Annotated in this window: 22 protein-coding genes; 3 read left to right on the plus strand and 19 right to left on the minus strand. The window is 65.9% G+C overall.

What is annotated here, in order from left to right; genetic code table 11:
* Window positions 1-92: 92 nt before the first annotated feature.
* The 14 genes from ACNSTU_RS04140 to ACNSTU_RS04205 all read right to left on the minus strand — a co-directional run bounded on the left by ACNSTU_RS04140 (window position 93) and on the right by ACNSTU_RS04205 (window position 14,290).
* Window positions 93-314 carry a hypothetical protein gene (locus ACNSTU_RS04140; RefSeq protein ID WP_290631238.1) on the minus strand — a complete coding sequence of 74 codons (222 nt, stop codon included), beginning with the start codon at window positions 312-314 and terminating at the stop codon, window positions 93-95.
* 20 nt (window positions 315-334) lie between these two features.
* A complete protein-coding gene (locus ACNSTU_RS04145) occupies window positions 335-1,141 on the minus strand; it encodes a DUF2189 domain-containing protein (protein WP_290637087.1) in 807 nt (268 codons plus the stop codon).
* A gap of 42 nt (window positions 1,142-1,183) precedes the next feature.
* The gene (locus tag ACNSTU_RS04150) at window positions 1,184-3,208 is read right to left on the minus strand and encodes a cytochrome c biogenesis protein ResB (RefSeq protein WP_290631242.1); all 2,025 of its coding nucleotides are present in this window, start codon (window positions 3,206-3,208) and stop codon (window positions 1,184-1,186) included.
* Window positions 3,209-3,212: 4 nt separating this feature from the next.
* Window positions 3,213-3,977 (minus strand): sulfite exporter TauE/SafE family protein, encoded by a 765-nt coding sequence (locus ACNSTU_RS04155; protein ID WP_290631244.1) that lies wholly within the window; start codon window positions 3,975-3,977, stop codon window positions 3,213-3,215.
* Window positions 3,967-4,218: a cbb3-type cytochrome oxidase assembly protein CcoS gene (gene ccoS, locus ACNSTU_RS04160; RefSeq protein ID WP_290631246.1), complete on the minus strand. Its 252-nt coding sequence runs from the start codon at window positions 4,216-4,218 to the stop codon at window positions 3,967-3,969. Before ccoS ends, ACNSTU_RS04155 begins: the two co-directional genes overlap by 11 nt.
* Complete coding sequence (locus ACNSTU_RS04165; protein ID WP_418212111.1) at window positions 4,215-6,674, minus strand: heavy metal translocating P-type ATPase; 2,460 nt, start codon at window positions 6,672-6,674, stop codon at window positions 4,215-4,217. Before ACNSTU_RS04165 ends, ccoS begins: the two co-directional genes overlap by 4 nt.
* Window positions 6,675-6,678: 4 nt before the next feature.
* A complete protein-coding gene (locus ACNSTU_RS04170; protein WP_290632751.1) occupies window positions 6,679-7,185 on the minus strand; it encodes a FixH family protein in 507 nt (168 codons plus the stop codon).
* A gap of 2 nt (window positions 7,186-7,187) precedes the next feature.
* Entirely contained in the window at window positions 7,188-8,582 is a 1,395-nt protein-coding gene (ccoG, locus tag ACNSTU_RS04175; RefSeq protein ID WP_290632749.1) for a cytochrome c oxidase accessory protein CcoG, read from the minus strand.
* Complete coding sequence (locus ACNSTU_RS04180) at window positions 8,575-8,826, minus strand: hypothetical protein (RefSeq protein WP_418212112.1); 252 nt, start codon at window positions 8,824-8,826, stop codon at window positions 8,575-8,577. The genes ccoG and ACNSTU_RS04180 overlap by 8 nt, the downstream gene beginning before the upstream one ends.
* Window positions 8,819-9,757: a cytochrome-c oxidase, cbb3-type subunit III gene (gene ccoP, locus ACNSTU_RS04185; RefSeq protein WP_290637222.1), complete on the minus strand. Its 939-nt coding sequence runs from the start codon at window positions 9,755-9,757 to the stop codon at window positions 8,819-8,821. Before ccoP ends, ACNSTU_RS04180 begins: the two co-directional genes overlap by 8 nt.
* A complete protein-coding gene (locus ACNSTU_RS04190) occupies window positions 9,750-9,953 on the minus strand; it encodes a cbb3-type cytochrome oxidase subunit 3 (RefSeq protein WP_290632743.1) in 204 nt (67 codons plus the stop codon). The genes ccoP and ACNSTU_RS04190 overlap by 8 nt, the downstream gene beginning before the upstream one ends.
* A gap of 11 nt (window positions 9,954-9,964) precedes the next feature.
* Entirely contained in the window at window positions 9,965-10,582 is a 618-nt protein-coding gene (ccoO, locus tag ACNSTU_RS04195; protein WP_290632741.1) for a cytochrome-c oxidase, cbb3-type subunit II, read from the minus strand.
* A 3-nt stretch (window positions 10,583-10,585) separates the two neighbouring features.
* Entirely contained in the window at window positions 10,586-12,007 is a 1,422-nt protein-coding gene (gene ccoN / locus ACNSTU_RS04200; RefSeq protein ID WP_290632739.1) for a cytochrome-c oxidase, cbb3-type subunit I, read from the minus strand.
* A 465-nt stretch (window positions 12,008-12,472) separates the two neighbouring features.
* Window positions 12,473-14,290 (minus strand): DEAD/DEAH box helicase, encoded by a 1,818-nt coding sequence (locus ACNSTU_RS04205; protein ID WP_290632755.1) that lies wholly within the window; start codon window positions 14,288-14,290, stop codon window positions 12,473-12,475.
* Window positions 14,291-14,583: 293 nt separating this feature from the next.
* Here ACNSTU_RS04205 and ACNSTU_RS04210 point away from each other — a divergent pair, with 293 nt between their 5' ends.
* Both ACNSTU_RS04210 and ACNSTU_RS04215 read left to right on the plus strand, forming a co-directional pair.
* Window positions 14,584-14,817, plus strand: a complete 234-nt coding sequence (locus ACNSTU_RS04210; protein ID WP_290632736.1) for a hypothetical protein — start codon at window positions 14,584-14,586, stop codon at window positions 14,815-14,817.
* A gap of 216 nt (window positions 14,818-15,033) precedes the next feature.
* Entirely contained in the window at window positions 15,034-16,188 is a 1,155-nt protein-coding gene (locus ACNSTU_RS04215) for an LBF_2804 family protein (RefSeq protein WP_290637220.1), read from the plus strand.
* Window positions 16,189-16,475: 287 nt separating this feature from the next.
* Here ACNSTU_RS04215 and ACNSTU_RS04220 read toward each other — a convergent pair whose 3' ends face one another.
* Complete coding sequence (locus tag ACNSTU_RS04220; RefSeq protein ID WP_418212113.1) at window positions 16,476-21,137, minus strand: FAD-binding protein; 4,662 nt, start codon at window positions 21,135-21,137, stop codon at window positions 16,476-16,478.
* A gap of 254 nt (window positions 21,138-21,391) precedes the next feature.
* On the opposite strand from ACNSTU_RS04220, the gene ACNSTU_RS04225 reads away from it, so the two are divergent.
* Window positions 21,392-21,778: a hypothetical protein gene (locus ACNSTU_RS04225; RefSeq protein WP_290631309.1), complete on the plus strand. Its 387-nt coding sequence runs from the start codon at window positions 21,392-21,394 to the stop codon at window positions 21,776-21,778.
* A gap of 123 nt (window positions 21,779-21,901) precedes the next feature.
* On the opposite strand, the gene glp is transcribed toward ACNSTU_RS04225, so the two are convergent.
* The 4 genes from glp to narI form a co-directional block, all read right to left on the minus strand.
* Entirely contained in the window at window positions 21,902-23,131 is a 1,230-nt protein-coding gene (gene glp, locus ACNSTU_RS04230; RefSeq protein WP_290631311.1) for a gephyrin-like molybdotransferase Glp, read from the minus strand.
* Window positions 23,132-23,133: 2 nt separating this feature from the next.
* Window positions 23,134-23,553 (minus strand): hypothetical protein, encoded by a 420-nt coding sequence (locus ACNSTU_RS04235; RefSeq protein ID WP_290631313.1) that lies wholly within the window; start codon window positions 23,551-23,553, stop codon window positions 23,134-23,136.
* 15 nt (window positions 23,554-23,568) lie between these two features.
* The gene (locus tag ACNSTU_RS04240; protein WP_290631315.1) at window positions 23,569-24,342 is read right to left on the minus strand and encodes a peptidylprolyl isomerase; all 774 of its coding nucleotides are present in this window, start codon (window positions 24,340-24,342) and stop codon (window positions 23,569-23,571) included.
* A gap of 179 nt (window positions 24,343-24,521) precedes the next feature.
* Complete coding sequence (gene narI / locus ACNSTU_RS04245; RefSeq protein WP_418212114.1) at window positions 24,522-25,211, minus strand: respiratory nitrate reductase subunit gamma; 690 nt, start codon at window positions 25,209-25,211, stop codon at window positions 24,522-24,524.
* Between the last annotated feature and the right edge of the window lie 2 nt (window positions 25,212-25,213).

Below are 25,213 nucleotides of genomic sequence, written 5' to 3' on the forward strand. Positions count from 1 at the left end.
ACCGCCAGCTTCAGTTATGTAATGTTCATGGGCCACGTCCAGGACACGCTCACCACGCCGACGCACCCAGGGGTGCGCCGGCCAGCCCGCGGCTATCGCCCCTCGTCGCGTTCCGCTACGAGCCAGTCGTCGAGCAGATCCGCCGGCAGAGTGGCCATCATCGGGCGACGCTCGATGATCTGCGCCTTGGCCTTCTCCAGCGCCTCCTGTTCGGTATCCGCCTCCACCCGGTAGACGTCCTCTGCCAGATGTCCAAGGGACGCGCGGGCATCACGCATGGCTGAAGGGGCGACACTGCATTTCCACTGCGGCATGACACTGGGCCTCCCGGCTGTTAGGCGTTGCCTTCCGAAACCAGTTCCTTGTAAGCATGCCAGCTTGCATGCCCCAGCACCGGCAGCGCCAGGGCAAGCCCGATCAGCCCGGTCGCCAGCCCGAGGACGGTGACACCGGTTAGAATGGCGCCCCACAGGAGCATCGGGCGCAGGTTCTGCTTCACCACCGCCAGGCTGGTAATCACCGCTTCGAGGACGCTGGCGCCGGGCTGATCCAGCAGCCGCGGGATCGAGACCACGCTGAGCGCGAAGGCGGTGAACGCGAGCACCGCACCAATGGCGGTGCCGACCACGACCAGTGCCACACCGGAGCCCGACAGCAGAAGATCCGAGTAGACCTTTGTCGCGTCGACGGTGGGGATGCTCGTGCCGAAGAACAGCGCGAACAGCAGCGTGGCGAACCGGATCCACGCCAGCAGGAATACCATCAGCAACACCCCCATCAGGGCAATCTGCGTGGCGTTCCGCCGCCAGGCAAGGAGTGAGGGCACCAGTGCGGGCTGCCTGCCCTGCTCCAGTTGCTGGCTCATGGCGTAGGTACCGACTGCCACCAGGGGACCCATGAGCATGAAACCTGCCACCAACGGCAGAAGCCACGAGCCTTGCCCTGCAGCCCAAAGGCCGCCGATGATGGCGAGGCTGACGAGCACCCAGATGAGCCCGTAGCCCAGGCTGGTTGCCGGAGTGCGGGTCAGATCCCGCCAGCCTGCCCGCAGCCAGGCCCAGGGCCGGTCCATGCCGACCTGATGGATGTTGACCGGCTGATCGCCACCGAGGTCCAGTCTCGCCATTGCCGTTCCCGCCATGACTCTCCTCCTGTTCTATCGTTGTTTCTGTTGTTCCAAGTATTACCCATTCCGGCATGGCCCGCCTTGCCCGAACCGCGCCTCCAGCGTGCGCACCATGCCGGTGAAGGACACCTGCAGCCCCAGAGGATCTCGTGGACTGTTGGCCGCGATAAGCACCGCGCTGCCGGTGCCATCCGGACGGATCCGGCACCACACACGGCGGTGGCTGACGTAGAACATCAGCACCAGGCCCACCGTCAGCAGGGCGAAGCCGGTATAGACCAGGGGCTTACCCGGCGTTCGCGCCACCTCCAGGCCGGTGGCCTGCCGTTGCTGGAAATCCGTGGGCTGGAGGTACACCGGTGCCCCGTAGCGGTGTACCGCGGGCAGGGTCTCCAGGCTGTGCTCCAGGAACCGCTGCTCCGCGGACGACAGGGACTCCGGGGCATCCCCGCCGCCCTGCTCCACTGCCCGGCGATACCCCTGCTCGACGGTTTCCATGAGCACGTCCCAGGCCAGTTCGCGCCATAATTCTTGCTGTTCTTCGGGGAGATTCGCCGCGGCAAGGCGCTCTTCCAAGGCCGCCCGCGCGGCCCCGGGACCTTCGCGCAGGAGATCCGCCACCAGCAGCTCGCCCAACCGTGCCAGGGCCGGCGCCACCGGGCTATCAGAGTCCGGGGCCGGGTCCGCGCCGGCCAGCACCCGCGGCACTGCCTCGCGGGCCAGGTGCTGCACCTGCTCGCGCTGGCGCAACATGCCATGCAGGCGCAGGAACGTGCCGGGGCTGCGCTCGCCGTCCGCCGGGATGTGCAGGTACCGGAAGGATTCCGCCGGCCCGTCGCGCACGCCGGCAACGAAGAAGGCGCCATCGTCCAGGTCCGCCGGCAGCATGTAGACCTCGAACTCGCGGGACTCGCCGGTTTCCGCCCGCAGGCGGTAGGTGAAGCTCGGCCCCAGGTTGCGGTTGTCCGCGCGCTGCCCGGGGACGGACTCCACGTTGTGCACGGCAAAGTCCACCGGCTCCAGCGTGTAGTTGCGGCCCCCGGCCTCCACGCGCTGGCCGCGGGGAATGCGGGCCTCGATCTCGCGTGGCTCCCCGCCCCCGGCGAGGTCCCACTTGTCCAGGCGCAGCTGCGAGCCACCGTCGCCGAAGTTGGCCTGGTAGATGGAATAGTCGCCGTAGTGCAGCGGCTTGTTCACAGCGATGGTCTCGCGCAAGGGCTCGCCCAGCTCCGGGGCATGCAGCACCACATCACTTTCGAATGAGCGCGGCTCGCCGCTGGCGTAGTGCTCCACACGGAACGCCTCCACCTCGAGCATGAATGGCAGCTCCTGCACCAGGAAGCCGTCCCCCCGCGCCATGTAGACCACGCTGGCCCGCTCCCCCTCGGGGATGGTGACAATCCCGCGGAACGCTCCGCTGTCCACGGGCAGGCGGCTGGCGCTGTCCATGTCCGCCACGGGCCGCTGCTCCGTGGCGACCCGCACGTGGCCGGTCCACTCCTGCACCCGGAGCAGCAGGTTGCCGTCTATGAGCGCACCCACGCCGATCACCACCACCGCCAGATGCGTGAACACGTAACCAAGGCGGTTGCTGCGCCCGCGCATGGCAGCGAGCAGCCGTGTGTCCGCCTCGGTACTCGTCCGCACGCGGTAGCCGTGCTGCCGCAGAACGGCCCGCGTGGCAGCCTCCGCCTGCTCCGGCGCCGCGTCGACGGCGAGTTCCCGGTGGTTGCGCATCGCCCGCAGGGAGCTTTCCCGCTGGTTCTCCCGGAACTGACGCATCTCCCGCAGCATGCCCGGCGTCTGGCGATACAGACAGACGGCAACGGACCCCACAAGGAAGACCAGCAGCCCCAGATACCAGCCGGAGGTGTACACCTGGAAAAGCCCCAGCGCCCGGTAGGCTTCGAACCAGAACGGCCCGAACTGCACCAGATATTCCTCAAAGGGGCGCGCCTGGAGGATGATGGTGCCGATGATCGACGCCACCCCCACTGCCACCAGCAGGATGATGGCGAGCCGCATGGAACCGAGGAAACGTAGCAGCAGCGCGGCCTGGCCGGTGCGGGAGTGGCCTGCCATGGTGTCAGGACCACGGGCCGGCGAGCCGCGCCGGCTCGGGGCCGATGATGACGGCCGCATGCTCGCCGTGGCCATCGCCATGGTCGTGCAACAGGTGCGTGACTGGCGTCACCGCCGTCCAGACACCGAACACCATGAGCATGGTGCCGGTGACCAGTCGGGCATTACGGTGCCCCTGCCAGCGCCTCAGCGCCTGGCCGAAGACCGTGACGCCGGTCATAGCCGGCAGCGTGCCCAGCCCGAACACGAACATGGTCGCCGCGCCGGCCAGTGGCGACCCGGTCACCGCCGCGGCGATCAGCACGGTATAGACGAGGCCACAGGGCAGCCAGCCCCAGAGCGCGCCCAACATCAGGGCACGGCCCGGCGTCTGCACCGGGAACAGGCCGCGGGCACGGGGGCCGATATGGCGCCAGAGCCGCCCGCCGATGACTTCGATGCGGCGCAGGCCGCTCCAGTTGAACAACAGATGCGCGGCCACGGCGATCAGGATCGCCGCCGTGAGCAAACGCAGGAACACGCCCCACCCGGCAAGATTCAGGGTGGCGCCCACCACGCCGACCAGGGTGGCCGCAATGGCGCCGATCAGGCTGTAGCTGCCGATGCGCCCGAGGTTGTAGCACAGACCCAGCCACCAGCGGCGACGCGGGCTGTCACTCTGCATGCCGGCACCCAGGCTGCCGGCAACACCGCCGCACATGCCCAGGCAGTGAGTACTGCCGGCCAGGCCGATGAGCAGCGCAGCGACCAGCGTCAGTTCATGATCCATCGTGTTCCTGGCGATCCGTGGTTTCGCGGGTGTCGCTGGCGTCGTCCGCGCCTCCGGACTCGGACGCGTCGGTGGTGCGCTGGCGGACCTGGCGCGGTTTGTCCTCCTCGTCCATCAGAATCGAATAAGCCGGGGTGTCGAGATCGTCGAACTGGCCGCTGCGAACGGCCCAGAAGAAGATGGCCACGCCGATGCCGAGCAGGATCAGACTGATGGGAATGGAGACAAAGATGATATTCATGCGGGCTGCCCCTCCCGGACCGCCGTGGCCGGAATGCGCGGTTCCAACTGCCGCTTGCGGGCCGCCGCGAGCCGCCGGGAGTTGAGCACCACCACTAGGGAGCTCGCCGTCATGCCGATGGCCGCCAGCCAGGGCGGAATGAAGCCCAGCGCCGCGAGCGGCAACATGGAGGCATTGTAGCAGGCAGACAGAATCAGGTTCTGGCGCACCGTCCGCAGGGTGGCACGGGCCGTTTCCATGCCCGCCGCCAGGTGCTCCAGTCGGCCACCGAGCAGGATCATGCCGGCGGTGGTCTGGGCCAGGGCTGTGCCCTCGTTCATGGCGGCGGAGACGTTGGCGCCGGCGAGTATCGGGGCGTCGTTGATGCCGTCGCCCACCATGAGCACCGAGGCGCCCTGTTCCTGGAGCGCACGCAGGCGCTGGAGCTTGTCCTCCGGGCTCATGCGCGCCTGCCAGGTGGAAATGCCAAGTTCGCTGGCGACCGCCTCGACGGCTCCGGGCGAGTCCCCGCTGGCGACTTCCACGGCAATGCCCTGCTCGCGCAGGCGCTCCACGGCCATCCGGGCATCAGTACGGACCTGATCGGCCAGACGGAAGCTCGCCAGCACGCCCTGATCGTCACCCAGCGCAATCCAGGCCCCCCGCTCATCGGCGGCCGGTGCCTGCTGGCCCGCCAGGGCGGCGACCCAGTCGGGCCGACCGATGCGCAGCCGCCGTCCGTCCACCTCACCCTCGACGCCGCCACCGCGGGTCACCGTGGCGGATTGGGTCCGCATGGCGCGCGGTGCCGGAAAGGCCCGAGCGATGGGATGCTCCGAGTGCTGCTCCAGCGCCGAGGCGAGCTCCATGACCGCCTGTTCGTCCAGGCGACCGCTGTTGCGCACCTCGCTGATGCTCAGGCGCCCTTCGGTGAGCGTGCCGGTCTTGTCCAGAACCACATGATTGACCCGCGCCAGGGTCTCCAGCGCATCCGGCTGGGTGACCAACAGACCACTGCCGGCGAGGCGGTTGGTGCCTGCGGCCAGGGCCGTGGGTGTGGCCAGGGACAGGGCGCAGGGGCAGGTCGCCACCAGCATGGCCAGGGTAATGGGGAACGCGAGCGACGGATCCACCTGCCACCAGGCGGCGAACACCGTGGCCGAGGCGATCAGCACGGCGGTGACGAACCAACGGCCGGCGGTGTCGGCAAGGCGGGCGATGCGCGGCCGCTGCGACTGGGCCCGGCGCAGCAGGCGGGCGATGTGCGATACGGTGGTGTCCTGCCCGACTCGCTCGACCCGCATGTGGAAGCTGTCACCCAGGTTGACGCTGCCGCCCACCACGGGATCGCCGATGGTCCGCGCCTGAGGCTCGGATTCGCCGGTGAGCATGGACTCATCCAGACTGCTCTCGCCCTGGCTGATACGGCCGTCGGCGGGCACCGTGGCCCCGGGGCGCACCAGCACCTGTTCGTCCACCTCCAGATCGCGCACCGGGATCTCTTCCTCGCCGCCCGGCCCGAGACGCACCGCCGTTCCCGGCACCAGCCGGCCCAGGGCGTCGGTGGTGGCGTTGGCGCGGTGGCGGGCGCTCATCTCCACGTAGCGGGCGATGAGCAGGAAGAAGGTGAACATGCTCACCGAGTCGAAATAGACTTCCGGACCGCCGGCGAAGGTAATCCAGACGCTGGCGGAGTAGGCCCCACCGATGGCCAGGGCGACGGGCACATCCATCCCCGGCCGACCGTTGCGCAGGTCCCGGATGGCGCCGAGGAAGATGGGCAACCCGGCATAGAGCACCACCGGTGTCGCCACCAGCATGCTCACCGTGCGCAGGAAATCCTCGTAGATGGTATCCATGCCGTGGAACTGGCCCGAGTAAAGCGCCACGGCGAACATCATGGCCTGCATCATGCCAAGCCCCGCCACTACCAGGCGGCGCAGGGCGTAGCGGCGCTCCTTCTCGGCCTGGGCGTCGTTGGCTTCCGGCATCACCGGATGGGGCCGATATCCAAGCCGACCCATGTGGGCCATGAGCTGGCTCAGTGGCACACGCTCCGGATCCCAGCGCAGGATCGCGCGACCTGTGGCCGGATTGACGCGCACTTCCTCGACCCCCTCGGCCTCGTCCAGGCTGTTCTCGATCAGCCAGCCGCAGGCGGCGCAGTAGAGCCCTTCCACCAGCATGGATGTCTCGCGGGTGCCGTCCGGGGCGCAGTAGACGAAATCCTTTTGCACGCGCTCACGGTCGAAGCTGGCGTAGCGACTGGCATTGGCGGCAGAGAGATCCTCCGGCTGGCCGGTCGGACCCGGCCGGAAGCGGTAGAACGCATCCAGACCGGAGCCGAGGATGGTGGTGGCCACAGCGTGGCAGCCCGTGCAGCACAGCGGCTGCGCCTCGCCGTCCACGGTGACGGTGAGGTCCACGTCCGGCGGCACCGGTTCGCCGCAGTGGAAACAGGCCTGCTCGGCGGTCACCCCGTCAGCCTCCCCGCGGCGTGGGCGTCAGCGCCAGTTCGCGTTCATCCGCGGCGATCTCCTTGGCCAGCATCCAGCTGCCGTCGGCGGGCTGCAGCCGCATGTAATGCCGGCCGTCCAGGCTGCGTGGGGCTTCACCGCGGTACAGGCCGCTGCTGTCCCGTTGCAGATCCAGTGCCACGTCCCGGTCGGCGTGGGTGGGATGAGACAGGTACAGGCGCAGCGTCTCCGGCCGATCCTCGGGGCCGTCCAGGCGCACGGTCACCCGCCCCGCTTCGCGGTCGATCACCATATTGCCGTCCACGCCCCGGGCTACCGCCTCGTGCTCGAGCTGGTAGGTCTTGTGGATGGCCCGGCCCACGGTCTCGTAGTTGTCCGTCACCAGGCTGTCGCCGTAGATCACCGCGGTGGCCAGCAGGCTCAGCCCGATGACGATGGCGGCCATGGGGGGCGCGAACACGAACCAGAACCAGAACTGACGGTACCAGGGGGCGACGTTTTCCCGTGCCATGACTACTCCTCCCTCGGCCCGTGGAACCGAGCAGTGCTTGTACGCGCAATGTCAGCCTCATCCGTGGCAGTGAGGCGGAACTCGATGGTGTGGCCAGTGCCCCGGGCCTCATCCCGGGGCACGCGGACGCTGGCGGTCACTTGGCTGGTCCGGCCGGCATCCACGCGGATGTGCTCCGGCCGCGTGACCACCTCGGCATCGGGCAGCCCGTCCACGGTGAGCACGTAATCTCGCGCTTCGCGGTCCTTGTTGAGAATCCGCACGGTGTAGACGTTCTCCACCGTCTCGAAGTCCACGTCCCGGTAGAGCACATTGCGGTCGGCCAGGACTTCCATGGCCAACGGCGTGCGCTGGGTCAGGCTGTAGACCGTGCCGGACATCAGCGCGAGCAGCAGAACGCCGTAGACCAGGATGCGCGGGCGGAGAATCCGCGACGGTTTGTCTTCCATGGCGTTGTCGGTGGTGTAGCGGATCAGCCCCCGCGGGTAGTTCATCTTGTCCATGACGCCGTTGCAGGCGTCGATGCAGGCGGCACACGCGATGCACTCGTACTGCAGCCCCTTGCGGATGTCGATGCCGGTGGGGCACGCCTGGACGCACAGGTTGCAGTCAATGCAATCACCCCAACCCTGGGCGCGGTGGTCGATGTTGCGGGAGCGCCCACCCCGGGGCTCGCCGCGCTTCTCATCGTAGGAGATGATCAGTGAGTTCGGGTCGAACATGGCGCTCTGGAAGCGCGCGTAGGGGCACATGTAAATGCAGACCTGCTCACGCAGGAAGCCGGCATTGCCCCAGGTGGCGAAGGCGTAGAACAGCAACCAGAACGTCTCCCAGGGACCGAGCCCGAAGCTGGCCACGCTGACCGACAGCTCGCGGATGGGCGTGAAGTAGCCCACGAACGTGAAGCCGGTGTAGAGCGCGAGAACCACCCACAGCACGTGCTTGCTGCCCCGCCGCAGGAGCTTGTTGATGCTCCAGGGGGCCTTGTCGAGCTTCAGCCGCTGCTGGCGCTTGCCCTCCGTCCAGCGCTCGATCCACATGAACAGCTCGGTCCACACGGTCTGTGGGCAGGCGTAACCGCACCACATGCGCCCCGCCAGGGCGGTGAAGAAGAACAGCGACAGCGCCGCGATAATGAGCAGCACCGCCAGGTAGACGAAATCCTGGGGCCAGAACGTCAGCGCGAAAATGTGGAACTGCCGGGCGGGCAGGTCGAACAGCACGGCCTGACGGCCGTCCCAGGTGATCCAGGGCAGGCCGTAGTAGATGCCCAGCAGGACGATCACCGCCAGATGACGCAGGCGCTGGAACGTGCCGTCCACCTCGCGCGGATGAATCTTTTCGCGGGCTGCGTACATGCCCACGTCGAGATCCACTTTGTCGTCCCCCTTACTCATGGCGTCGGTTGCCGCCCCCGCTCAATACGTAGGTGAGACCGCTTGCAAACAACCCCACCGCCCAGAACATGAAAAACCCGATGGTGTAGCCGGCCATGCGGCTCAATTCCAGGCCCGGGAAGGTCTGCACCCGCAGGGTTTCCGGATCGATCGCGGCGAAGAACACCACCGAGGCCACGGCCGCGGCCAGGAACGACGGCCACAGCGTGCTGCCCAGGCACTGCAGCAAGCGCCCCTTAGTCATCGCGCTCGTCACCTTCGGCCACATCTTCGGCTTCGGCGTTGCGCTCGTCCATGGACAGGCTGTAGACATACGCCGCCAGCAGGTGCACGCGATCCTCGCCCAGCAGATCCTTCTGCGCCGGCATGACGCCCTGGCGCCCGTCGCGGATTGAGGTCTTGATGGCCTCCAGGCTGCCACCGTAGATCCAGTTGTCATTGGCGAGACTGGGGGCGCCAAGAGCCGTACGGCCGGTGCCGTCGGCGGCGTGGCAGGCGGCGCAGCGCTGCTCAAAGAGTTCTGCCCCGGCACTGACCAGCTCTTCGGGAGCATCCCGGCCACTCAGGCTGAACGTGTAAGCCGCGACCTTTTCGACACCATCCTCGCCCAAGGCTCCCCCCAGCGCAGGCATGTTGCCCTGGCGACCGTCCAGAATGGAGGTCAGAATCTGTTCCGGGTCACCTCCCCACTGCCAGTCGTCATTGGCGATGTTCGGGAAACCGACACGACCACCGCCGTCAACGCCGTGACACACGGCACAGTTGTTCTCGAACAGTCGCCGTCCGGTCTGCATGGCGTCCGAGTGCTCGGCGAGTTCCGGGATGGGGATGCCGGCGTACTCCTCGAACAGCGGCGCGACCCGCTCCTCCGTCTCGGCAACCTCCTCCTCCCACTGGCTGTACTGGGACCAGCCCAGAAGGCCCGCGTAGCTGCCGAAACTCGGGTACAACACCAGATAGATGAGGCCAAAGACGATGGTGGCGTAGAACAGCCACAGCCACCACCGCGGCATGGGATTGTTCAGCTCGGTGAGCCCGTCCCACTCGTGGCCGGTGGTCTCGTGGGCCGGCTTCTCGTCCGGCCGCTTCTTGGCTGTCCAGCGAATCAGCCAGACGCAGGCCAGAATGTTGGCCACGGCGATGATGCCGATGTACCAGTTCCAGAAACTACTCATGGTCTCTGCCCTCGCGCTTGTCCTGCCAGCCTTCTCCGCGGTCCTCCGGCCCGTTGGGCGCGTCGTCCTCCAGCGGCAGCCGGGCGGCCTCTTCGAAATCCTTCTTGCGTCGGCTGCTGTAGGCCCAAACCACGATCCCGATGAACGCGATCAGAAGCACCAGTGTGAGCAGCCCGCGAACGGTGTTGATATCCATGGGTCTCCCGCTTACCTGGTGTGCTCGATGGCGGTGCCGAGACCCTGCAGGTAGGCGATGATGGCCTCCATTTCGGTCTTGCCGTCCACTTCGTCGGCGGCACCCTCGATCTGTTCGTCGGTGTACGGCACGCCCAGCCAGCGCTGCTGAGCCCGCATGCGCCCGGCGACGGCATCGCCATCCAGGGTCCGCTCCGCCAGCCACGGATAGGCCGGCATGTTGGAGTCAGGCAACACGTCCCGCGGGTTCAGCAGGTGGATCTCGTGCCAGAGATCGCTGTAGCGGCCGCCGACGCGGGCCAGATCCGGCCCGGTGCGCTTGGAGCCCCACTGGAACGGGCGGTCGTAGACGAACTCACCGGCCAGGGAGTAGTGGCCGTAGCGCTCCGTCTCGGCGCGGAACGGGCGGATCATCTGCGAGTGGCAGTTGTAGCAGCCTTCACGCACGTAGATGTCCCGGCCCGCAAACTCGAGCGGTGCGTAGGGCTCCACCCCTTCCATCGGTTCCGTGGTCTCCGCGGCGAAGAACAGCGGGACGATCTGCACCAGGCCGGCGACGCTGAGCACGGCGATGATCAGCACCGCCATCAGGCCGACGTTTTTCTCGACTACCTCATGACCTTTGCTCATGATTTACGCCTCCTGCGTCGCAGTACGGACGGGTGCGGCTTCCCGGGCCGGGCGCGCGGTCATCCAGACGTTCCAGGCCATGATCAGCATGCCGGTGAAGAACAGGATCCCGCCGAGCAGCCGCACCATGTAGTAGGGGTAGGTCGCCACCAGCGACTCCGTGAAGGTGTAGGTGAGCGTGCCGTCCTCGTTGACCGCGCGCCACATCAATCCCTGCATGACGCCGGCAATCCACATGGCCGAGATGTAGAGCACCACACCCAGAGTGGCGATCCAGAAATGCCATTCGATGGCCTTGACGCTGTGCATGGTCTCGCGCCCGAACAGCCGCGGGATCAGGAAGTACATGGCGCCGAAGGTGATGAACGCGACCCAGCCCATGGCCCCCGCATGGACGTGACCAATGGTCCAGTCGGTGTAGTGGGACAGGGCGTTGACCGTCTTGATGGACATCATCGGTCCCTCGAAGGTGGCCATGCCGTAGAAGGACAGGCTCACGATCAGGAACTTGAGGATCGGGTCGGTCCGCAGTTTGTACCAGGCCCCGGAGAGCGTCATGATGCCGTTGATCATCCCGCCCCAGCTGGGCGCCAGCAGCACCAGCGAGAACACCATGCCCAGGGACTGCGCCCACTCGGGCAGCGCGGTGTAGTGCAGGTGGTGCGGCCCGGCCCACATGTAGATGGAGATCAGCGCCCAGAAGTGGACGATGGACAGCCGGTAGGAGTAGATGGGTCGGTTGGCCTGCTTGGGCACGAAGTAGTACATCATCCCCAGGAAGCCGGCGGTCAGGAAGAAGCCCACCGCGTTGTGGCCGTACCACCACTGCACCATGGCATCCACGGCACCGGCGTACACTGGGTACGACTTGGTCATCGACACCGGAATCGCCAGGTTGTTGACGATGTGGAGCATGGCCACGGCGAGAATGAATGCGCCGTAGAACCAGTTGGCCACGTAGATGTGCTTGACCTTGCGCTGCACGATGGTGCCGAAGAACACCACCGCGTAGGCCACCCAGACCACCGCGATCAGCAGGGCGATGGGCCACTCAAGTTCTGCGTACTCCTTGCCCTGGGTCATGCCCAGCGGCAGCGTGATCGCCGCCAGGACGATGACGGTCTGCCAGCCCCAGAAGGTAAAGCTCGCGAGTTTCGGCGCGAACAGCGGCGTCTGGCAGGTGCGCTGGACGACCCAGTACGAGGTGGCGAAGAGCGCCGACCCACCGAAGGCGAAGATCACGGCGTTGGTGTGCAGAGGCCGCAGGCGGCCATAGCTCAGCCACGGAACGTCGAAATTGAGCGCGGGCCAGATCAGCTGGGCGGCTATGAGCACGCCGACGCCCATGCCCACGACGCCCCAGACGATGGTCATGATGCTGAACTGACGCACCACGGTATTGTTGTAGGTTGTGGTTGACTGCATGGCATTCCGTCCACTTGTCGGTGGTCCTGGCAGGTGGGGGAATTATCAGCGGGGGCATCGTGCGGGTTCTTGACGTGGATCAAGGTCTGGCGGGCCGACGGGGAATCCCGGTGAGAGAAACTGACGGCGCCGTCCTGTCGTTCTGGACGCTCCGGCGCTTACGTCAACAGTTCGCTGTATGGATAGACCGTGACCGTATCCCCCCGCCTGGATTGCCCGGTGGGGCGGTATCTCCGCCAGGGCGTTAGCCCAGGTGGTGATGACGAAATCGGCTTCCCGGGCCGCCTCCTGGAGCATGGAGTCGGTGGCCTCCCGGTCGTCCGGGACGATCTGCGGGTACAGCACGTTCTTCCCCAGACGGGCCACGGTTTGAAACCCTTCTCTGGTGTACAGCGCGGAAACTTGTTGGAGCGGTGTGCGTGTCGTCCTCCATGCATTGCGTCAATGCGGCCCCGAGCATCCGGTTCAGTGTGCGCTGCCGGCCTGCTGGATGCGCTGGAGGAAGGGTGCATCCGGTGCGCCGGTGACGATTAGCTCGTCCATGGCTCGTGTCATGGCCACATAGAGCAGGCGGGTTTCTTCTGCCAGCCTGTCTTCCTGCGGGTCCATTTCGCCCAGGCCTGTCACGGCAACCACCGGAAACTCCAGCCCTTTGCTTGAATGCATGGTGACGACTTTCACGCTGTCCGCGTCTGTCGGGGTGGCGCCGCGGCCACGACTGCGCGCGACCAGGTTCTCGCTGGGAATACCGGCCTCCTTGAGGCTCTGGGCGATCCGGCCGGCGACACGCGTGCGGCGGTAGAGAATGGCCATCTCTCGCCACTGCCGTCCGTGGGCGTGCAAGCGTTTCAGATGGCGAACCACGTAGTCGATCTCGCGTGGTAGCGTCGGCAACGCAATCACGGTGGGTTCGGGTCCGTCGCGCCCTGCGCTCTCGGGCCCCACCAACGGGATGCCGTCATCTTCGGCCTCCTCCGGGGCCAGCAACTCCCTGGCAAATCGACTCGCCAGATCCAGCACCTGTCTTGTATTTCTGTAGTTGATTCTGAGGATTGTCGTGCGCCCCTGTGCCTGAACGCCGACGCTGGAGAAGCTGAATCGCCGCTGGCTGCGCTCGTAGATGGACTGGGCGTCGTCGTAGAGGACAAGAACCGAGTTGGTGTCCGGGTCCACCATCTGTGTGGCCACGCGAAACCAGTGGGGCTCGAAGTCGTGACCTTCGTCGATCATGACGGCCCCATACTGGCCACCGGGAATGCGCCTTTCGTCCACGGCCCCGATTACCCGCTGCACCATGGCATCAAAGAACGCCCGCTGACCGCCGCCGGACGGCGGCGGCTCGACGTGGTACGCCCGCAACTGCGCATGGCACCAGCGGTGGAAATTGTAGACCACGACCTGATCCCCCACGCCCTTTTCGGCCAGCACTTGCTCCAGCCGGGCCGCCAGTGTGCGGTTGTAGCAGAGCACGAGAATGGGCTTGCGCAGGGCGCGCGCCAGATGCAGGCACCGGTACACCAGAATCAGCGTTTTCCCGGCACCGGCCGCACCGTGCACCACCCTGTGGCCACTACCCAGGCTGCGGGCGAGCTGTTCCTGCTGCAGGTCCATCACCCGCATCAGGTCCGGCAGGGCGTCGGCGACGGAGCCACCGGCTGCGTCCGCGTCCGGGCCATCATCGAACAGACTGCCCTGCTGAATGCGAATCTCCGGAAAAAGGTGGCCACGAATCCGGTCCATCTGCGGCAGCGACAGCCGGTGCCGGAACTGCACCGTGAACATGCCCCACAGCCGCTCCTGAAACGCCTCGGCATCCAGGGAGTCCGTCATCTCGTCACGGCAGATGACACGGTTCGCGGGGATCACGTCGGACAATTGCTGCGCATCGAACTGGCGCCGCGTAATGTTCGGAAACACCACACCGTGCCCGAACGGCAGCATCAGCCTGCCCTGGAGTGCATGACCGGGCGGATGGACCAGCTGGGGGTCGTTCTCCAGGGGCTTCACGACGCCGTAGGTGTACTGTCGCGCCTGCTCAAGCGGATTGAGCACTTCCTTCACGCCGCGGTTCGTGATGATGGTGGCCCGCTGGCGGTCCATCTGCTGGATTGTCTCCAGCTTCCAATCCTTGACCTCGAGCACGAGCAGGCCACGCTGCGGGTGGAGGACGATGAAATCGGGGTGGCGCGTCAGGACGCCGACGGGGACGTCATACCAAGCCAGGTAGTCGTCTTCGAGGTACTGCTCAAGGCGCCGCGCAAACCGCTTCTCGCCGCTGGTCATGCGCGGCAGGCAGGAATTCAGGGAAGGAATCAGCGTGGTCACGGACACACTCCTTGTCGGCAGCGGCCACGCAGGCCGGCGGAACACCATCCTTTCCCGTTACTGTACACCAGAAAAGGACGGTGTCGCCGCCGAGTAAACCGCGCACAAGTACGGTGTCGCACAGACCAAGCCCGACCACCGCGTTAACGTCCCGGGAAATGTTCTTTACCTGCAAAGGTAATGACCGGTGGTCAACGCGACGCGAGACATCGCTGCCCACCTTCTATAGATCGTCTCGAGCGAGGTGAACCATGAAAAAGTTCATGAGCTGGCTTTCCATCAGCGCCCTGTTGTTGTCTTCGCTGATCCTGGGAATGGGTTCGGCAGTTGCGGACTATGACGAGGATAAGGAGGAAGACCGCATGGAGGAAGGAGCCGGTGGTGAAGGCGACATGGAGGGTGATGACCACACCGGAGAGGAAGACGACTGGGACGATGAGGAAGACGATTGGGAAGATGGAGGAGAGGGTGACGAACACGAATGATCTCGTTCGTCACTGAAACGACTTCCATTCTGCTCGCACTTCAGATTCTTACACGCAACGTCTTCGCTGCCGGGAGCACGGCTCCCGGCAGTTTGCCTTTCCACCGGGAGTATCCCTGCCTCTCCTGAGACTACGACGCTCGTTGCGTCACCAACCATCACTCGGGCCCGATTGCTTTGGCGGATTCCGTCTCCTGACCCAACTATAATGCCCAGCATGCCCGATCCGTCGCCGCACCAGGCTTACGTCGCCGAGCCGAACGCCCTTGAGCGCACGGCGGCGCTGTACCTGCAGAGCCAGAGCCGCGCCGATGCCTTCCGGCTGCGCGCGCTGACTGCCGACGAATACCGACAGATACGCCGAATGGAGCGGCAGACCTTGCTCTGGGCAGCGCTTGCCGGCGTCATCTCCGGGAGCGTTCTCGGCGGAATCGAGCTGACGTTCGTCCGCAATCAGTTCGATGGGCTGGAAGAACTCGACTGGGCCGACCGGTGGCCATACTGGACAGCGGTGCTGAGCCTCGCGGCCGCGGTCAGCCTGGTAGAGATCGCGTTCCTGTACTGGAACGCGCTTCGGGCCATGGCTGCTCTCAGCGCCGTGACGGGATTGCCGCTGAAAGGAGGCAATTACCGCATGCTTGCGCTTCGCGGGCTTGCGCGCACGGCGCTGGAGTTCCCCAATCCACGCACCCCCGTGTACGGCATCGATCCTGTCGCGCTGGTCCCGCGCTGGAAATTCGTGGCCCAGAACCTGCTCTACCGCGCAAAGGTCGGCATCAGCAGCTTCCTGCTGCGCATCGTTCTGCGTCGCGTGCTCGTGCGAACGGCGTTGCGGGGGCTGATTCCCATGCTCGCCGGCCCCCTCTACGCAATATGGAATGCCTGGATTACCCGGCGCATTCTGCGACGCGCCCGGGAACAGGCGTTCGCACCGCGTGCGGTGGAGGCGCTCATGGCCGAGATTGCCGCCGCACGGCACCACCTGGGGGAGTCGGCCCGTCGCGTCATGGTCGAAGGGGTCGGGGAACTGCTGGTACGCAACCAGGACGCCCACCCCACGTACGTCTACCTGCTCGCGCGTCTTATGGAGACGCTCGCCCCCTCCGACAGCCGGATTACGGTCGACTGGCCGGCGCGCCTCCGCGAGCTGGAGAAACTGACGCCGGAAGAGCAAAGCCTGGTGCTGTGGGTGCTGACCGTGGCGAGTGTCCTGGGGGGTGGCCTTCGCCGGACACAGCGCGAACTCCTGGAGCAAGCCCATGCAGCCGCGGGTGAGTCGTTTCAGCCGACACGGCTCACGGAGCTGCGCGCCCGGCTTATGCGTGGTGAATCCCTGTCGGCCGCGAACGCACGACACGCGACCATCCCATAACGCCCAGAACATGGAACGTTCCACCCGCCTCAGGCGTAACTAGATGGAGCACCGGTAGCAGCACAGCAGCCACCGGCCATCCCACAGGACCTCGGAGGTTCTCATGAAATACCTCATTGCGTGGCTACTGGGCGTGCCCGGCATCATCCTGCTCCTGATCTTCATCATCTCGCGCGTGATCTGAACGAAAAGCAGGGCTGTTGCTGCCCACAAGCCCTCTCCCGGTGCATGGCGACGGATCGCCGCACGCACCGGGAGATATCATTTCAGGTTTACTGACTCACCCGTCACGCAGACGCCGGCTCGACATCCCGCATCGGCTCGATATTCTGATTGAACCGGAAGACGTTGTCCGGGTCGTACATGCCCTTGATCCGAGCGAGTCGCTCGTAGTTCGGGCCGTAGGTGGCGCGCACGCGGTCCTGTCCTTCGTCCATCATGAAGTTGACGTAGCCACCGCCGGCCGACGTGGGATGCAGCGCGTCCCAGTAGCGCACCACCCAGTCACGGACCCGGTCTGCATTGGCCGGATCCGGATCAATGCCGAGGATCACGGCGCTCCACTTGGCGTGACGATAGTAAAACGCCGTGTCCGCCGCACCGACGCGGTGCGCTTCGCCGTCGATAGGGTAGAGATGCATGGTGGAAAGCGGAGTCGGCACCTCAGCGAATGCTTCATGCACTGCAACGGCCTCGTCCGGAATGTCCACGAAGTAATCCCCACGCCAGTACGACTGGAGGCCCGGAGGATAGAGCGCATCGAACGCAGCCTGCAGCGCAGGAAACGGCATCTCCTGGATGCCATCCAGCAGCGGCGAGCCAAACGCCCGCACTGGGGCGAGGGCTTCATCCGCACCCTCCGACGCGCCGGTATAGACCCAGAGGGCGCCGCACACAGGCCGTCCGTGCAGGTGCTCAGGGAAGGGAGGCCCCGGAGGGACACAGCCCACCATGAAGAATCCGTAGAGATCTTCAGGAGCGGAAGGCATGAACTCCCGGTACCAGCGCAAGACTCTGCCCGTGTCCGCCGTATCGTGGAACACGGGGCCGGCGACCACGGTGGCCAGAGGATGGCAGCGGAACCGGAACGACGTCACGATACCGAAGTTCCCGCCACCGCCCCGAAGCGCCCAGAACAAATCCGGATGCTCCTCGGCACTTGCGGTGACAAACGAACCATCTGCCAGCACCACGTCGGCCGAAAGCAGATTATCAATGGTGAGGCCATGGCGACGCGCCAGGTAGCCAGTGCCACCGCCCAGGGTCAGCCCGCCGATCCCGGTGGTGGAGATGATCCCTCCGGGCATGGCCAGGCCGAAGGCATGTGTGGCGTGATCCACGTCCCCCAGCGTGCACCCGCCGTCGACGGTCACCGTGCGTGCCGCCGGGTCGACCCGCACCCCCCGCATTGCGGACAGATCAATGACGAGCCCACCTTGGCATACGCCCATGCCGGCGGCGCTGTGTCCGCCACCACGAACGGCTACGGGCACACCATGCTCACGGGCCACCGTGATCGCGGCCATGACGTCCGCAACGTCGGCGCAATGGGCGATGGCGCCCGGACGCCGGTCGATCATCCCGTTCCACACGGACCGGTCACTGTCGTACCCACTCTGCCCCGGCAGGCTCACCCGCCCGCGGAGTCGTGTTTCAAGTGCGTCCATGACCGTCTGCGTCAGTTCTTCATTGGCATTCATGTTCTCCCCCTCCTCGCGGTGCTCTGTGCTCTCGGCACCGGCACCACGGTAAGCTGGGGGGCGTTCGCAAAGCGTTCGCGAGGCACCACACACGGGGGCAGCTTCGTTCAGCAGTAAAACGGCGGTGCCCAGTTCATGGGCATTACACCCCTGCGCCCGTCCGAGAACCGATCGCAGCAGGTCCGCCGCCCTCTCTCCAGAACCGGATTCGTACCACCTCCGGGCCAGGTCGGTGGCCGCACGCAGCTCCAGCGCCACGGCCTTCTGCTCGGTGGCAATCATCAGGGCGTGCTGCAGCATGGCTTCGCCCTTGGCGCCCGGCTGCATGGCTGCTCGCAGGCGCCACAGTTCGGCCAGCCACCAACGATCCCCCCGCGCCTCGGCGGAGGTGCAGGCCTCAGCAAGAACCCTTTGCGCCTCGCCGCCGCGCCCGTCGCTCCACAGCACCTCGGCCAGCAGAGCATGCCAGAACGGCACACGCGTCTCGGCGCTGCGTTGGCGCAACTTATCAAGACCGGCACGCATGAGCGCCTCGGCCGCCGCACCTCCTATCAGCCGCCCCTCGATGAGCCGGCCCCACTCGCCGTAGTAGGCAAAACCATAGCGGTCGCACAGGTCACGAACCGATACCGAGAGCGCGCCCGCACGCTCACTGTCACCACGCAGATAGTAGGTAATTGCGCCGTACGCACGGGCGATGGCCTGATCAAAGGGCTGTTCGGTCTCGTCGGCCAGCTCAAGGGCCGCCAACGCACTCGCCGCGGCGTCCTCCGCCTGTCCGGTAAGCCAGAACGCGTGGGCCCGCCAGGCGCGGGCCATGACCTTGACCCGAAAGCCGTAGAGGAACGTCTCCCGCGTGTCGACCCACTCCTCGGCGGCCCGGAACCGCGGCAAAGCCTCCAGTGGACGGCCAAGGCTGGTCAACGACCCTGCACCGACCATGCGCACCCACCCGGCGTGCGACGGATGGTCCGCCGCTTCCCGATCAAGCCGCTCACACAAGGCCAGGGATTCCTTGATCTGACCCCGGACGAACAGATGCGCCCACATGGCACCCTGGCTCCGCAGGTGAATGGCGTGTGCGCCGAGCGCAGAACTGAGCTCGGAGGTCCGTTCCACCAACGCTCCTACTTCACCACTTGCATATCCGTGCAGAGCAGTCACCGAGGGAAACATCGCCTGTAGCAGCTTGAGCTCCCGTTGATCCCGTGCGGCATCACTTTGCAACCCGGCCAGCAATTCCATGGCCCGATCGAAGTGGCGCACAGCATCGGAGTGCGCAAAAATCGCCTTGGCCGTTTCCGCCGCCATGACGTGATAGTCGATCGCAAGAGCCGGCTGATCACCGCGTTCGTACTGGTCGGCAACCTGTGCGGCCACCGCCGCCATGTCATCAGCGTGCTGCAGGCACAACGCCGCAGCGATGCGACGATGCAGGAACCGCCGAGACAGCGGGCTGAGCCTATCGTAGGCTGCCGCGCGCAGGAGGTCGTGGGTGAAGTCGTACGTTACGGCGGAGTGCTGTCGTATCAGCCGGCGGTGCCACAACTCGTCGACCCCTTTCACCAGGGATTCATCATCGAATGTGCCAACCGCCAGCAGCAATTCCAGCGAAAAATCGCGCCCGACCGCTGCGGCAAGCCCGGCCAGTTCCTCTGCCGCAGGGCTGAGTTGCGCCAGACGGTCGGACAGGACCGCATCCATACGCGACGACCCAGTCCAGCCGTGGCGCATGGACTCCACCACGAACAGCGGGAAGCCACCGGTCTGCGCCTTCAGAGTTTGCGTTGCAACATCATCAAGAGGCGCCCCGCCAAGAGCTTGCGCCAGTTCAGCGACCTCGGATGCAGTCAAAGGAGCGAGCTCGTGTTCCTCCAGAACGCCTTCCGCCCGGAGCCGGCGACAACAGGCAACCAATTGCGGATGATCATAGAGTTCCTCGCTACGCAGCGTCGCCACGACGAGCACCGGCGCGGCCGCATCAAAGTGAAACAGGAACTCAAGCCACGCAAGGGTCTCGTTGTCACACCACTGAAGGTCATCCAGAACAAGCAGTATCGGACGTCCGGAGGCGAGCACCGCGTGCACCAGCCCCTCATAGAACTGGCGGCGTTGCCAGGCATTGGCCAACGGATCCGGGCGGTCTTCCCGCTCTCCCGCCCCGAGCTCCGGCACGAGCCTGCTCACCTGGGACCGCCACACCTCGTCCATCCTGGCTAGGCCTTGCCGTAACGCCGTGCTGCGCATCCACTCGGCGACCGGCGCCAGAACCACCCGCGCCTGCGATGGAAAACACCGCGCACGGGCCACGAGCCCGCCACCTCGCTGGACCGCATCGGCAAACTCCGCGATCACGCGCGACTTGCCGACCCCCGCCTCGCCCGCGATCACGCCGAAAGCGGGTGCAGTGGCGACCTTGGCCCATAGAGTGTTCAGGGCATCCAGCTGGTTCTTCCTGCCAACCAGCGATACGGGTCGCGCCGTATCCGGCGCTGCCGCGACCGGCTCCGGAGGCCGTGAGAACAGCTTCGCGTAGACGCCAAGCGTTTCCGCAGACGGTTCTACTCCCAGTTCCTCACGGAGCACGGAGCTACACCGGTGAAACGTCCTCAGTGCACTTGCGCGATCTCCGGCATCGGCCTGAAGCCTCATCAACAGCCGATAACCCGACTCCTCCAACGGATCCAGCTCCACACGCCGATACGCATGCCTGATAGCGGCCTGCCAATCACCGTGGGTGGCCAGCACCACCGCAAGACGGTCAACAAGGCTGATGCACAGCCGCTGCAAGTGATCCCTGGCCTCGAGAACCCAGTCGTCGTACAAGGCGGGTAAAAAGGCGCCGCCGTAGGCATCCGCCGCCCGTCGTGCTGCGGTCAGGAACGCGCTTTCATCACGCTGGTTGGCCGCGGCAGAGGCTACTGTCGCGGCGTCCTGAAACACGGTGAGATCAATCGTGCACGGCGCGTCGGTTCGCCAGCACACGGTGCTGGAACCCACCACCAGACACCGATCCGGCTCGGGAAGGCTGGCCCGGAGATGGTGGAGTTCGCGACGCAGGTTGGTCCGCGCCTGGCCCTCCGAGGAGTCCGGCCAGAAGAGCCCCGCGACATGCTGGCGCATCTGTGGGATGCCCGCATGGAGGACCAGATAGCCCAGCAGGCCAAGCGTCCGGGGTGCGTGCAGAGCTTCGACAGACACGCCGTCGACCATCACCTGCTGCTCCCCCAGGAGCCTGATCGTGAGCATGACCAGCTCCTGCTCCACGACGTGAAGCGCCGGATTGGACTTTCTGAAGCATCGTTTGCTTTTCGGTCGCCGTCAATCTCCGCATCGAAGCACGACAAACGGTTTGCGAACGCCATGCCCACTAGCCTGAGCATCACCTGCTGCCCCGAGCAGATATTCCGGCCACCAGCGCGGGAACCCAGCCCGGAGCATAGGGGGATCAGCGCGGGCTCGGACCGCGCCAGCACATCGATTCTACAGACGCGAGGTGAACCATGAACGTTCGTTACCTGATCGCAACCATGGCAGTGGCAAGCCTGTGGGTTGCACCCTTGGCGGCGGATACCACACAGGACCGACTCATCAAGATGGGATTCCTGCCGCCCCCGATCAACGCCTCCACCCTGGTGGAAAGTCGCCCCCTGGAAGCCCGCAACGCTTCGGAGCAACGGGCCATCGACTGGGGCTTCATGCCCTCCAGGACTGAAGTGGTGAGAACCTACGTTCTCACCCGACAGGCACCGGAGACCGGGCTCACGGCAACGGAGACGGAACTGCGAAAGCTGGGTTTCGTGCCCGAGAAGCTGTCATACCGATCCACGGAAACCGACGGCACCCCACAGCCGCCCCCGGATCGCATGGCGACCCGCGACACCCAGTAGCGCGCCCATCTCCAATGGCTTGGGCGTGACGCGGGTACTAACACACATGGCGTGCCAGCCCGGCACGCCATGTGTCAGGGTGGCGGTGCTGCAATCGACCGTGTCTCGGGGTGCGCCAAGCGACTAGAGCAGTTCCGTATAGGGGTAGACTGTGACGGTTTCGCCTGTGGTGATGGTGGTGTGAGGCGGGATCTCCGCCAGGGCGTTAGCCCAGGTGGTGGAGCTGACGATGCCGGAGCCCTGGTCCGGGAACAGGCTCACGCGCTGATCCCGGCCGTCCTGGGTCAGGCGGGCACGGAGGTAGCGGGTCCGCTTGTCCGCCTGCTGCACAGAGAAACCGGCCACAGCGCTGATGGTCCCCGGCGTGAAGTCCGCCGCGCCCTGGCGCTTGAGGATCATGGGCCGGCCGAACAGGCAGAAGGTGACGAACAGCGATACCGGGTTGCCCGGCAGGCCGAGAAAGGGGGTTCGTCCGATGCGGCCGAAGGCAATGGGCTTCCCCGGCTTGATGGCGACCCGCCACAGGTCAAGCTGGCCGATCCGCTCCACGGCCGCCTTCACGTAATCCGCATCGCCCACGGAGACGCCCCCGCTGGTAATGACGAAATCGGACTCCCGGGCCGCCTGCTGGAGCATGGAGACGGTGGTCTCCATATCGTCAGGGACGATCTGCGGGTGCAGGACCTCGCAACCCAGAGACTGAAGCAGCCCCAGCAGGGCGTAGCCGTTGGAATTGTAGATCTGGCCCGGTCGCGCATCCGTGCCGGGCTCGGCCAGCTCGTTGCCGGTGACGAGCACGGCCACGCGCAGGCGCGGGCGCACGGGAAGCGCGCCGTAGCCGCCGGTGGCGGCCAGCGCCATGTGCTGGGGCTGCAGTCGCGTGCCGCCGGCGATGATGGGGTCACCGGCGTTCACGTCCTCACCCGCCAAGCGGATGTGGCTGCCACGCTCCGGGCGGAAGTCGAGCTCCAGGGTGTCACCGGAGCGGGTGCAGCGCTCCTGCATAACCACGGTATCCGCGCCCTGCGGAATGGCGGCACCGGTGTAGATGCGCATGGCGCTGCCCTCGGGCAGGGTTGCGGGTGGGTCGCCCGCCGCGGCGGTGCCGGCGACTGGGAGCGTGCCGCCCTCTTCGTGCACGTCGGCCGCGCGGCAGACGTAGCCGTCCATGGCGGCGTTGTCATGGGGTGGCGTGGTCACACGGGCCACCACGTCCCGCGCCAGCACACGACCGATGGTCTGACACAGGGGGACCACATCTTCCCGGTTGGACGGCGCGATGCCATCAAGCATGTGGCGTAGTGCCTCGGCAGGCTCGTGCAGGTGTTGCTGGCTGAGGGTGCAGTCGGTCATTGCTACTGGGTCATCCTTGTCTGAAGTTGAACGGGGCTTCCGGCTCGGTCGAATACGGCGTAGCGGGACAGGTCGGCGCCCATTTCAACGGCTTCGGCCATCTGTTTAAGGTAGGGCTCGGCTTCTTCCGAGGTGGGCAGGCGGCCGCCGGTGGCGGACAGGCTGGAGACCATGATCAGGTCCCAGGCCATGCCCGACTGGTCGGCTTCCTCAGCCAGGACATCCAGGCGCAGGTCTTCGGTGAGTTCCCGGTCCGTGGCCATGACGGGGCGCAGATAGCCGCTGCCCTGGATGACGTCGTTCTTGTCGGGGTTGCCGTCGCCGGATTCCGGCTCGGCCTTCAGGAGCACGAGCAGCAGGCGCTGCGGTTCGTCCTGTTCCAGGCCGGCTTTCTTGAGGTCGTCAAAACTGCTGATACGCATCGTGGGGTCGCCCCGTTACTGAATGAGCATGGATTCGGCCTGGTCCAGGTCGATGCCGCGGATCTCGGCATCGCCGGCCAGGAGCTTGATGTACTGGCTGATGGCACGCTGCCGCGACACGGCCTCCAGGTACTCCCGGATGCGCTCGTGCACCGCCTCGAATGGCAGCTGCTCGCCGGCCACGTGCTGGAGCACATCCACCACGTGGAAGCCGTAACGGGTCTTGATGGGCTGATCGGCCAGCCCCACGGGCAGGCGCAGCACTGCGTCCTCGAATTCCGGCACAGTCTCGCCGTTGCTCACCTGGCCCAGATGGCCGCCCTCGTTCGCCGACGGGCAGCGGGAGTGTTTGCGCGCCATGTCCGCGAAGGCGTCCGGATCGCGCCGGAGTTCTTCGATGAGCTGCTCGGCCGTGGCGCGAGCCTGGTTGCGCTCTTCCAGATCCTCCGGGTGGCCGGCGAGCAGGATGTGGCGCACCTCGGCCATGTCCGGCGTGCGGAAGCGCTCCGGGTTCTGCTCATACCAGCGGCGGCAGGTGGTGTCGTCCGCCGTGGGGATGTGGACTTCCGTGGCGATGAGTTCGTCGATGACCGGATCCAGGTCGTCGTCGTCCTCGGGCACCGCCATGTCGAGCTGCTCGGCGCGTTGCCTGAGTAGCTCGCGGACGGTCAGGGCCACGGCGGCCCGGCGCTGGGCGTAACGCGGATCGGCGCCGGACTCCTGATGGTAGGCCGATTCGATGTTGATGGCCCGGCTGGTGATTTCCCTGCCATTGACGTGGATGGACATGCGACCTCCGGGTCGGGTGTTCGTGATGCTGTTGGTGGACCTGAAGGTCCACCCTACGATTGCTGCGGCCCGTGCCTTTGCTGGTGGACCTGAAGGTCCACCCTACGGGTGCTGCGGTTCGTGCCTTTGCCGGTGGGCCTGAAGGTCCACCGATCCACCCTTCGCCGCCCCCGCCCCGATTACACCGCCCGGGCGCGCACCACCTGCCAGGCACGCCAGATGTAGCCGTAAGGCACGCTCCAGATGTGCACCAGACGGGTGAACGGGAACACCAGGAACATGAGCATCCCCAGGAACATGTGCAGCTTGTAGATCCAGTGAATGTCGTAGATGGTGGCCGCCGCACCGGTCTGGAACGTCACCAGACCCTGAGCCCAGGCGGAGATCTGCTGCATCACTTCACCGTCCAGGTGGCCCGTGGACACCGGAATGGTCAGCAGGCCGGTGAGCAGCTGCGCCGCCAGCAGGATGAGAATGAAGGAATCCATCGGATAGCTGGTCTTGCGCACCCGCGGATCCGTCATGCGACGGTGCAGCAGAATCACCACGCCCACCAGAGTGATGGCACCGAAGATGCCGCCGGCAACAATGGCCAGAAGCTGCTTCGCTCCCGCCGTGAGCCCCAGTGACGTGTACAACGCCGTCGGCGTCAGCAATCCGAACAGGTGGCCGAAGAACAGGGCGATGATGCCGATGTGGAACAGGTTGATGCCCCACCGGAAGCGCTGCCCGCCGGACATGAGCTGCGTGGTGTTGCTCTTCCAGGTGTACTGGCTTTTCTCGAAACGGATCAGGCTACCCACCAGGAACACCGTCCCGGCGATGTAGGGGAACACCGCAAAGGCAAGATCATGGAAATATTCGTACATGG

The sequence above is a fragment of the Aquisalimonas sp. APHAB1-3 genome (assembly GCF_048323695.1).
GTDB lineage: Bacteria > Pseudomonadota > Gammaproteobacteria > Nitrococcales > Aquisalimonadaceae > Aquisalimonas.

Excerpts from the sequence above, each read along its gene's own strand:
- ccoS (WP_290631246.1), bottom strand. The coding sequence starts at position 4,218 with ATGAATATCATCTTTGTCTCCATTCCCATCAGTCTGATCCTGCTCGGC.
- ACNSTU_RS04150 (WP_290631242.1), bottom strand. The coding sequence starts at position 3,208 with ATGGCAGGCCACTCCCGCACCGGCCAGGCCGCGCTGCTGCTACGTTTC.
- ACNSTU_RS04205 (WP_290632755.1), bottom strand. The coding sequence starts at position 14,290 with ATGACCAGCGGCGAGAAGCGGTTTGCGCGGCGCCTTGAGCAGTACCTC.
- ACNSTU_RS04170 (WP_290632751.1), bottom strand. The coding sequence starts at position 7,185 with ATGGCACGGGAAAACGTCGCCCCCTGGTACCGTCAGTTCTGGTTCTGG.
- ACNSTU_RS04225 (WP_290631309.1), top strand. The coding sequence starts at position 21,392 with ATGAACGTTCGTTACCTGATCGCAACCATGGCAGTGGCAAGCCTGTGG.
- ACNSTU_RS04145 (WP_290637087.1), bottom strand. The coding sequence starts at position 1,141 with ATGGCGGGAACGGCAATGGCGAGACTGGACCTCGGTGGCGATCAGCCG.
- ccoG (WP_290632749.1), bottom strand. The coding sequence starts at position 8,582 with ATGAGTAAGGGGGACGACAAAGTGGATCTCGACGTGGGCATGTACGCA.
- ACNSTU_RS04235 (WP_290631313.1), bottom strand. The coding sequence starts at position 23,553 with ATGCGTATCAGCAGTTTTGACGACCTCAAGAAAGCCGGCCTGGAACAG.
- ACNSTU_RS04240 (WP_290631315.1), bottom strand. The coding sequence starts at position 24,342 with ATGTCCATCCACGTCAATGGCAGGGAAATCACCAGCCGGGCCATCAAC.
- ACNSTU_RS04190 (WP_290632743.1), bottom strand. The coding sequence starts at position 9,953 with ATGGATATCAACACCGTTCGCGGGCTGCTCACACTGGTGCTTCTGATC.
- narI (WP_418212114.1), bottom strand. The coding sequence starts at position 25,211 with ATGTACGAATATTTCCATGATCTTGCCTTTGCGGTGTTCCCCTACATC.
- ACNSTU_RS04180 (WP_418212112.1), bottom strand. The coding sequence starts at position 8,826 with ATGACTAAGGGGCGCTTGCTGCAGTGCCTGGGCAGCACGCTGTGGCCG.
- ACNSTU_RS04215 (WP_290637220.1), top strand. The coding sequence starts at position 15,034 with ATGCCCGATCCGTCGCCGCACCAGGCTTACGTCGCCGAGCCGAACGCC.
- ACNSTU_RS04210 (WP_290632736.1), top strand. The coding sequence starts at position 14,584 with ATGAAAAAGTTCATGAGCTGGCTTTCCATCAGCGCCCTGTTGTTGTCT.
- ACNSTU_RS04155 (WP_290631244.1), bottom strand. The coding sequence starts at position 3,977 with ATGGATCATGAACTGACGCTGGTCGCTGCGCTGCTCATCGGCCTGGCC.
- ccoO (WP_290632741.1), bottom strand. The coding sequence starts at position 10,582 with ATGAGCAAAGGTCATGAGGTAGTCGAGAAAAACGTCGGCCTGATGGCG.
- ccoN (WP_290632739.1), bottom strand. The coding sequence starts at position 12,007 with ATGCAGTCAACCACAACCTACAACAATACCGTGGTGCGTCAGTTCAGC.
- ACNSTU_RS04140 (WP_290631238.1), bottom strand. The coding sequence starts at position 314 with ATGCCGCAGTGGAAATGCAGTGTCGCCCCTTCAGCCATGCGTGATGCC.
- ccoP (WP_290637222.1), bottom strand. The coding sequence starts at position 9,757 with ATGAGTAGTTTCTGGAACTGGTACATCGGCATCATCGCCGTGGCCAAC.
- glp (WP_290631311.1), bottom strand. The coding sequence starts at position 23,131 with ATGACCGACTGCACCCTCAGCCAGCAACACCTGCACGAGCCTGCCGAG.
- ACNSTU_RS04220 (WP_418212113.1), bottom strand. The coding sequence starts at position 21,137 with ATGCTCACGATCAGGCTCCTGGGGGAGCAGCAGGTGATGGTCGACGGC.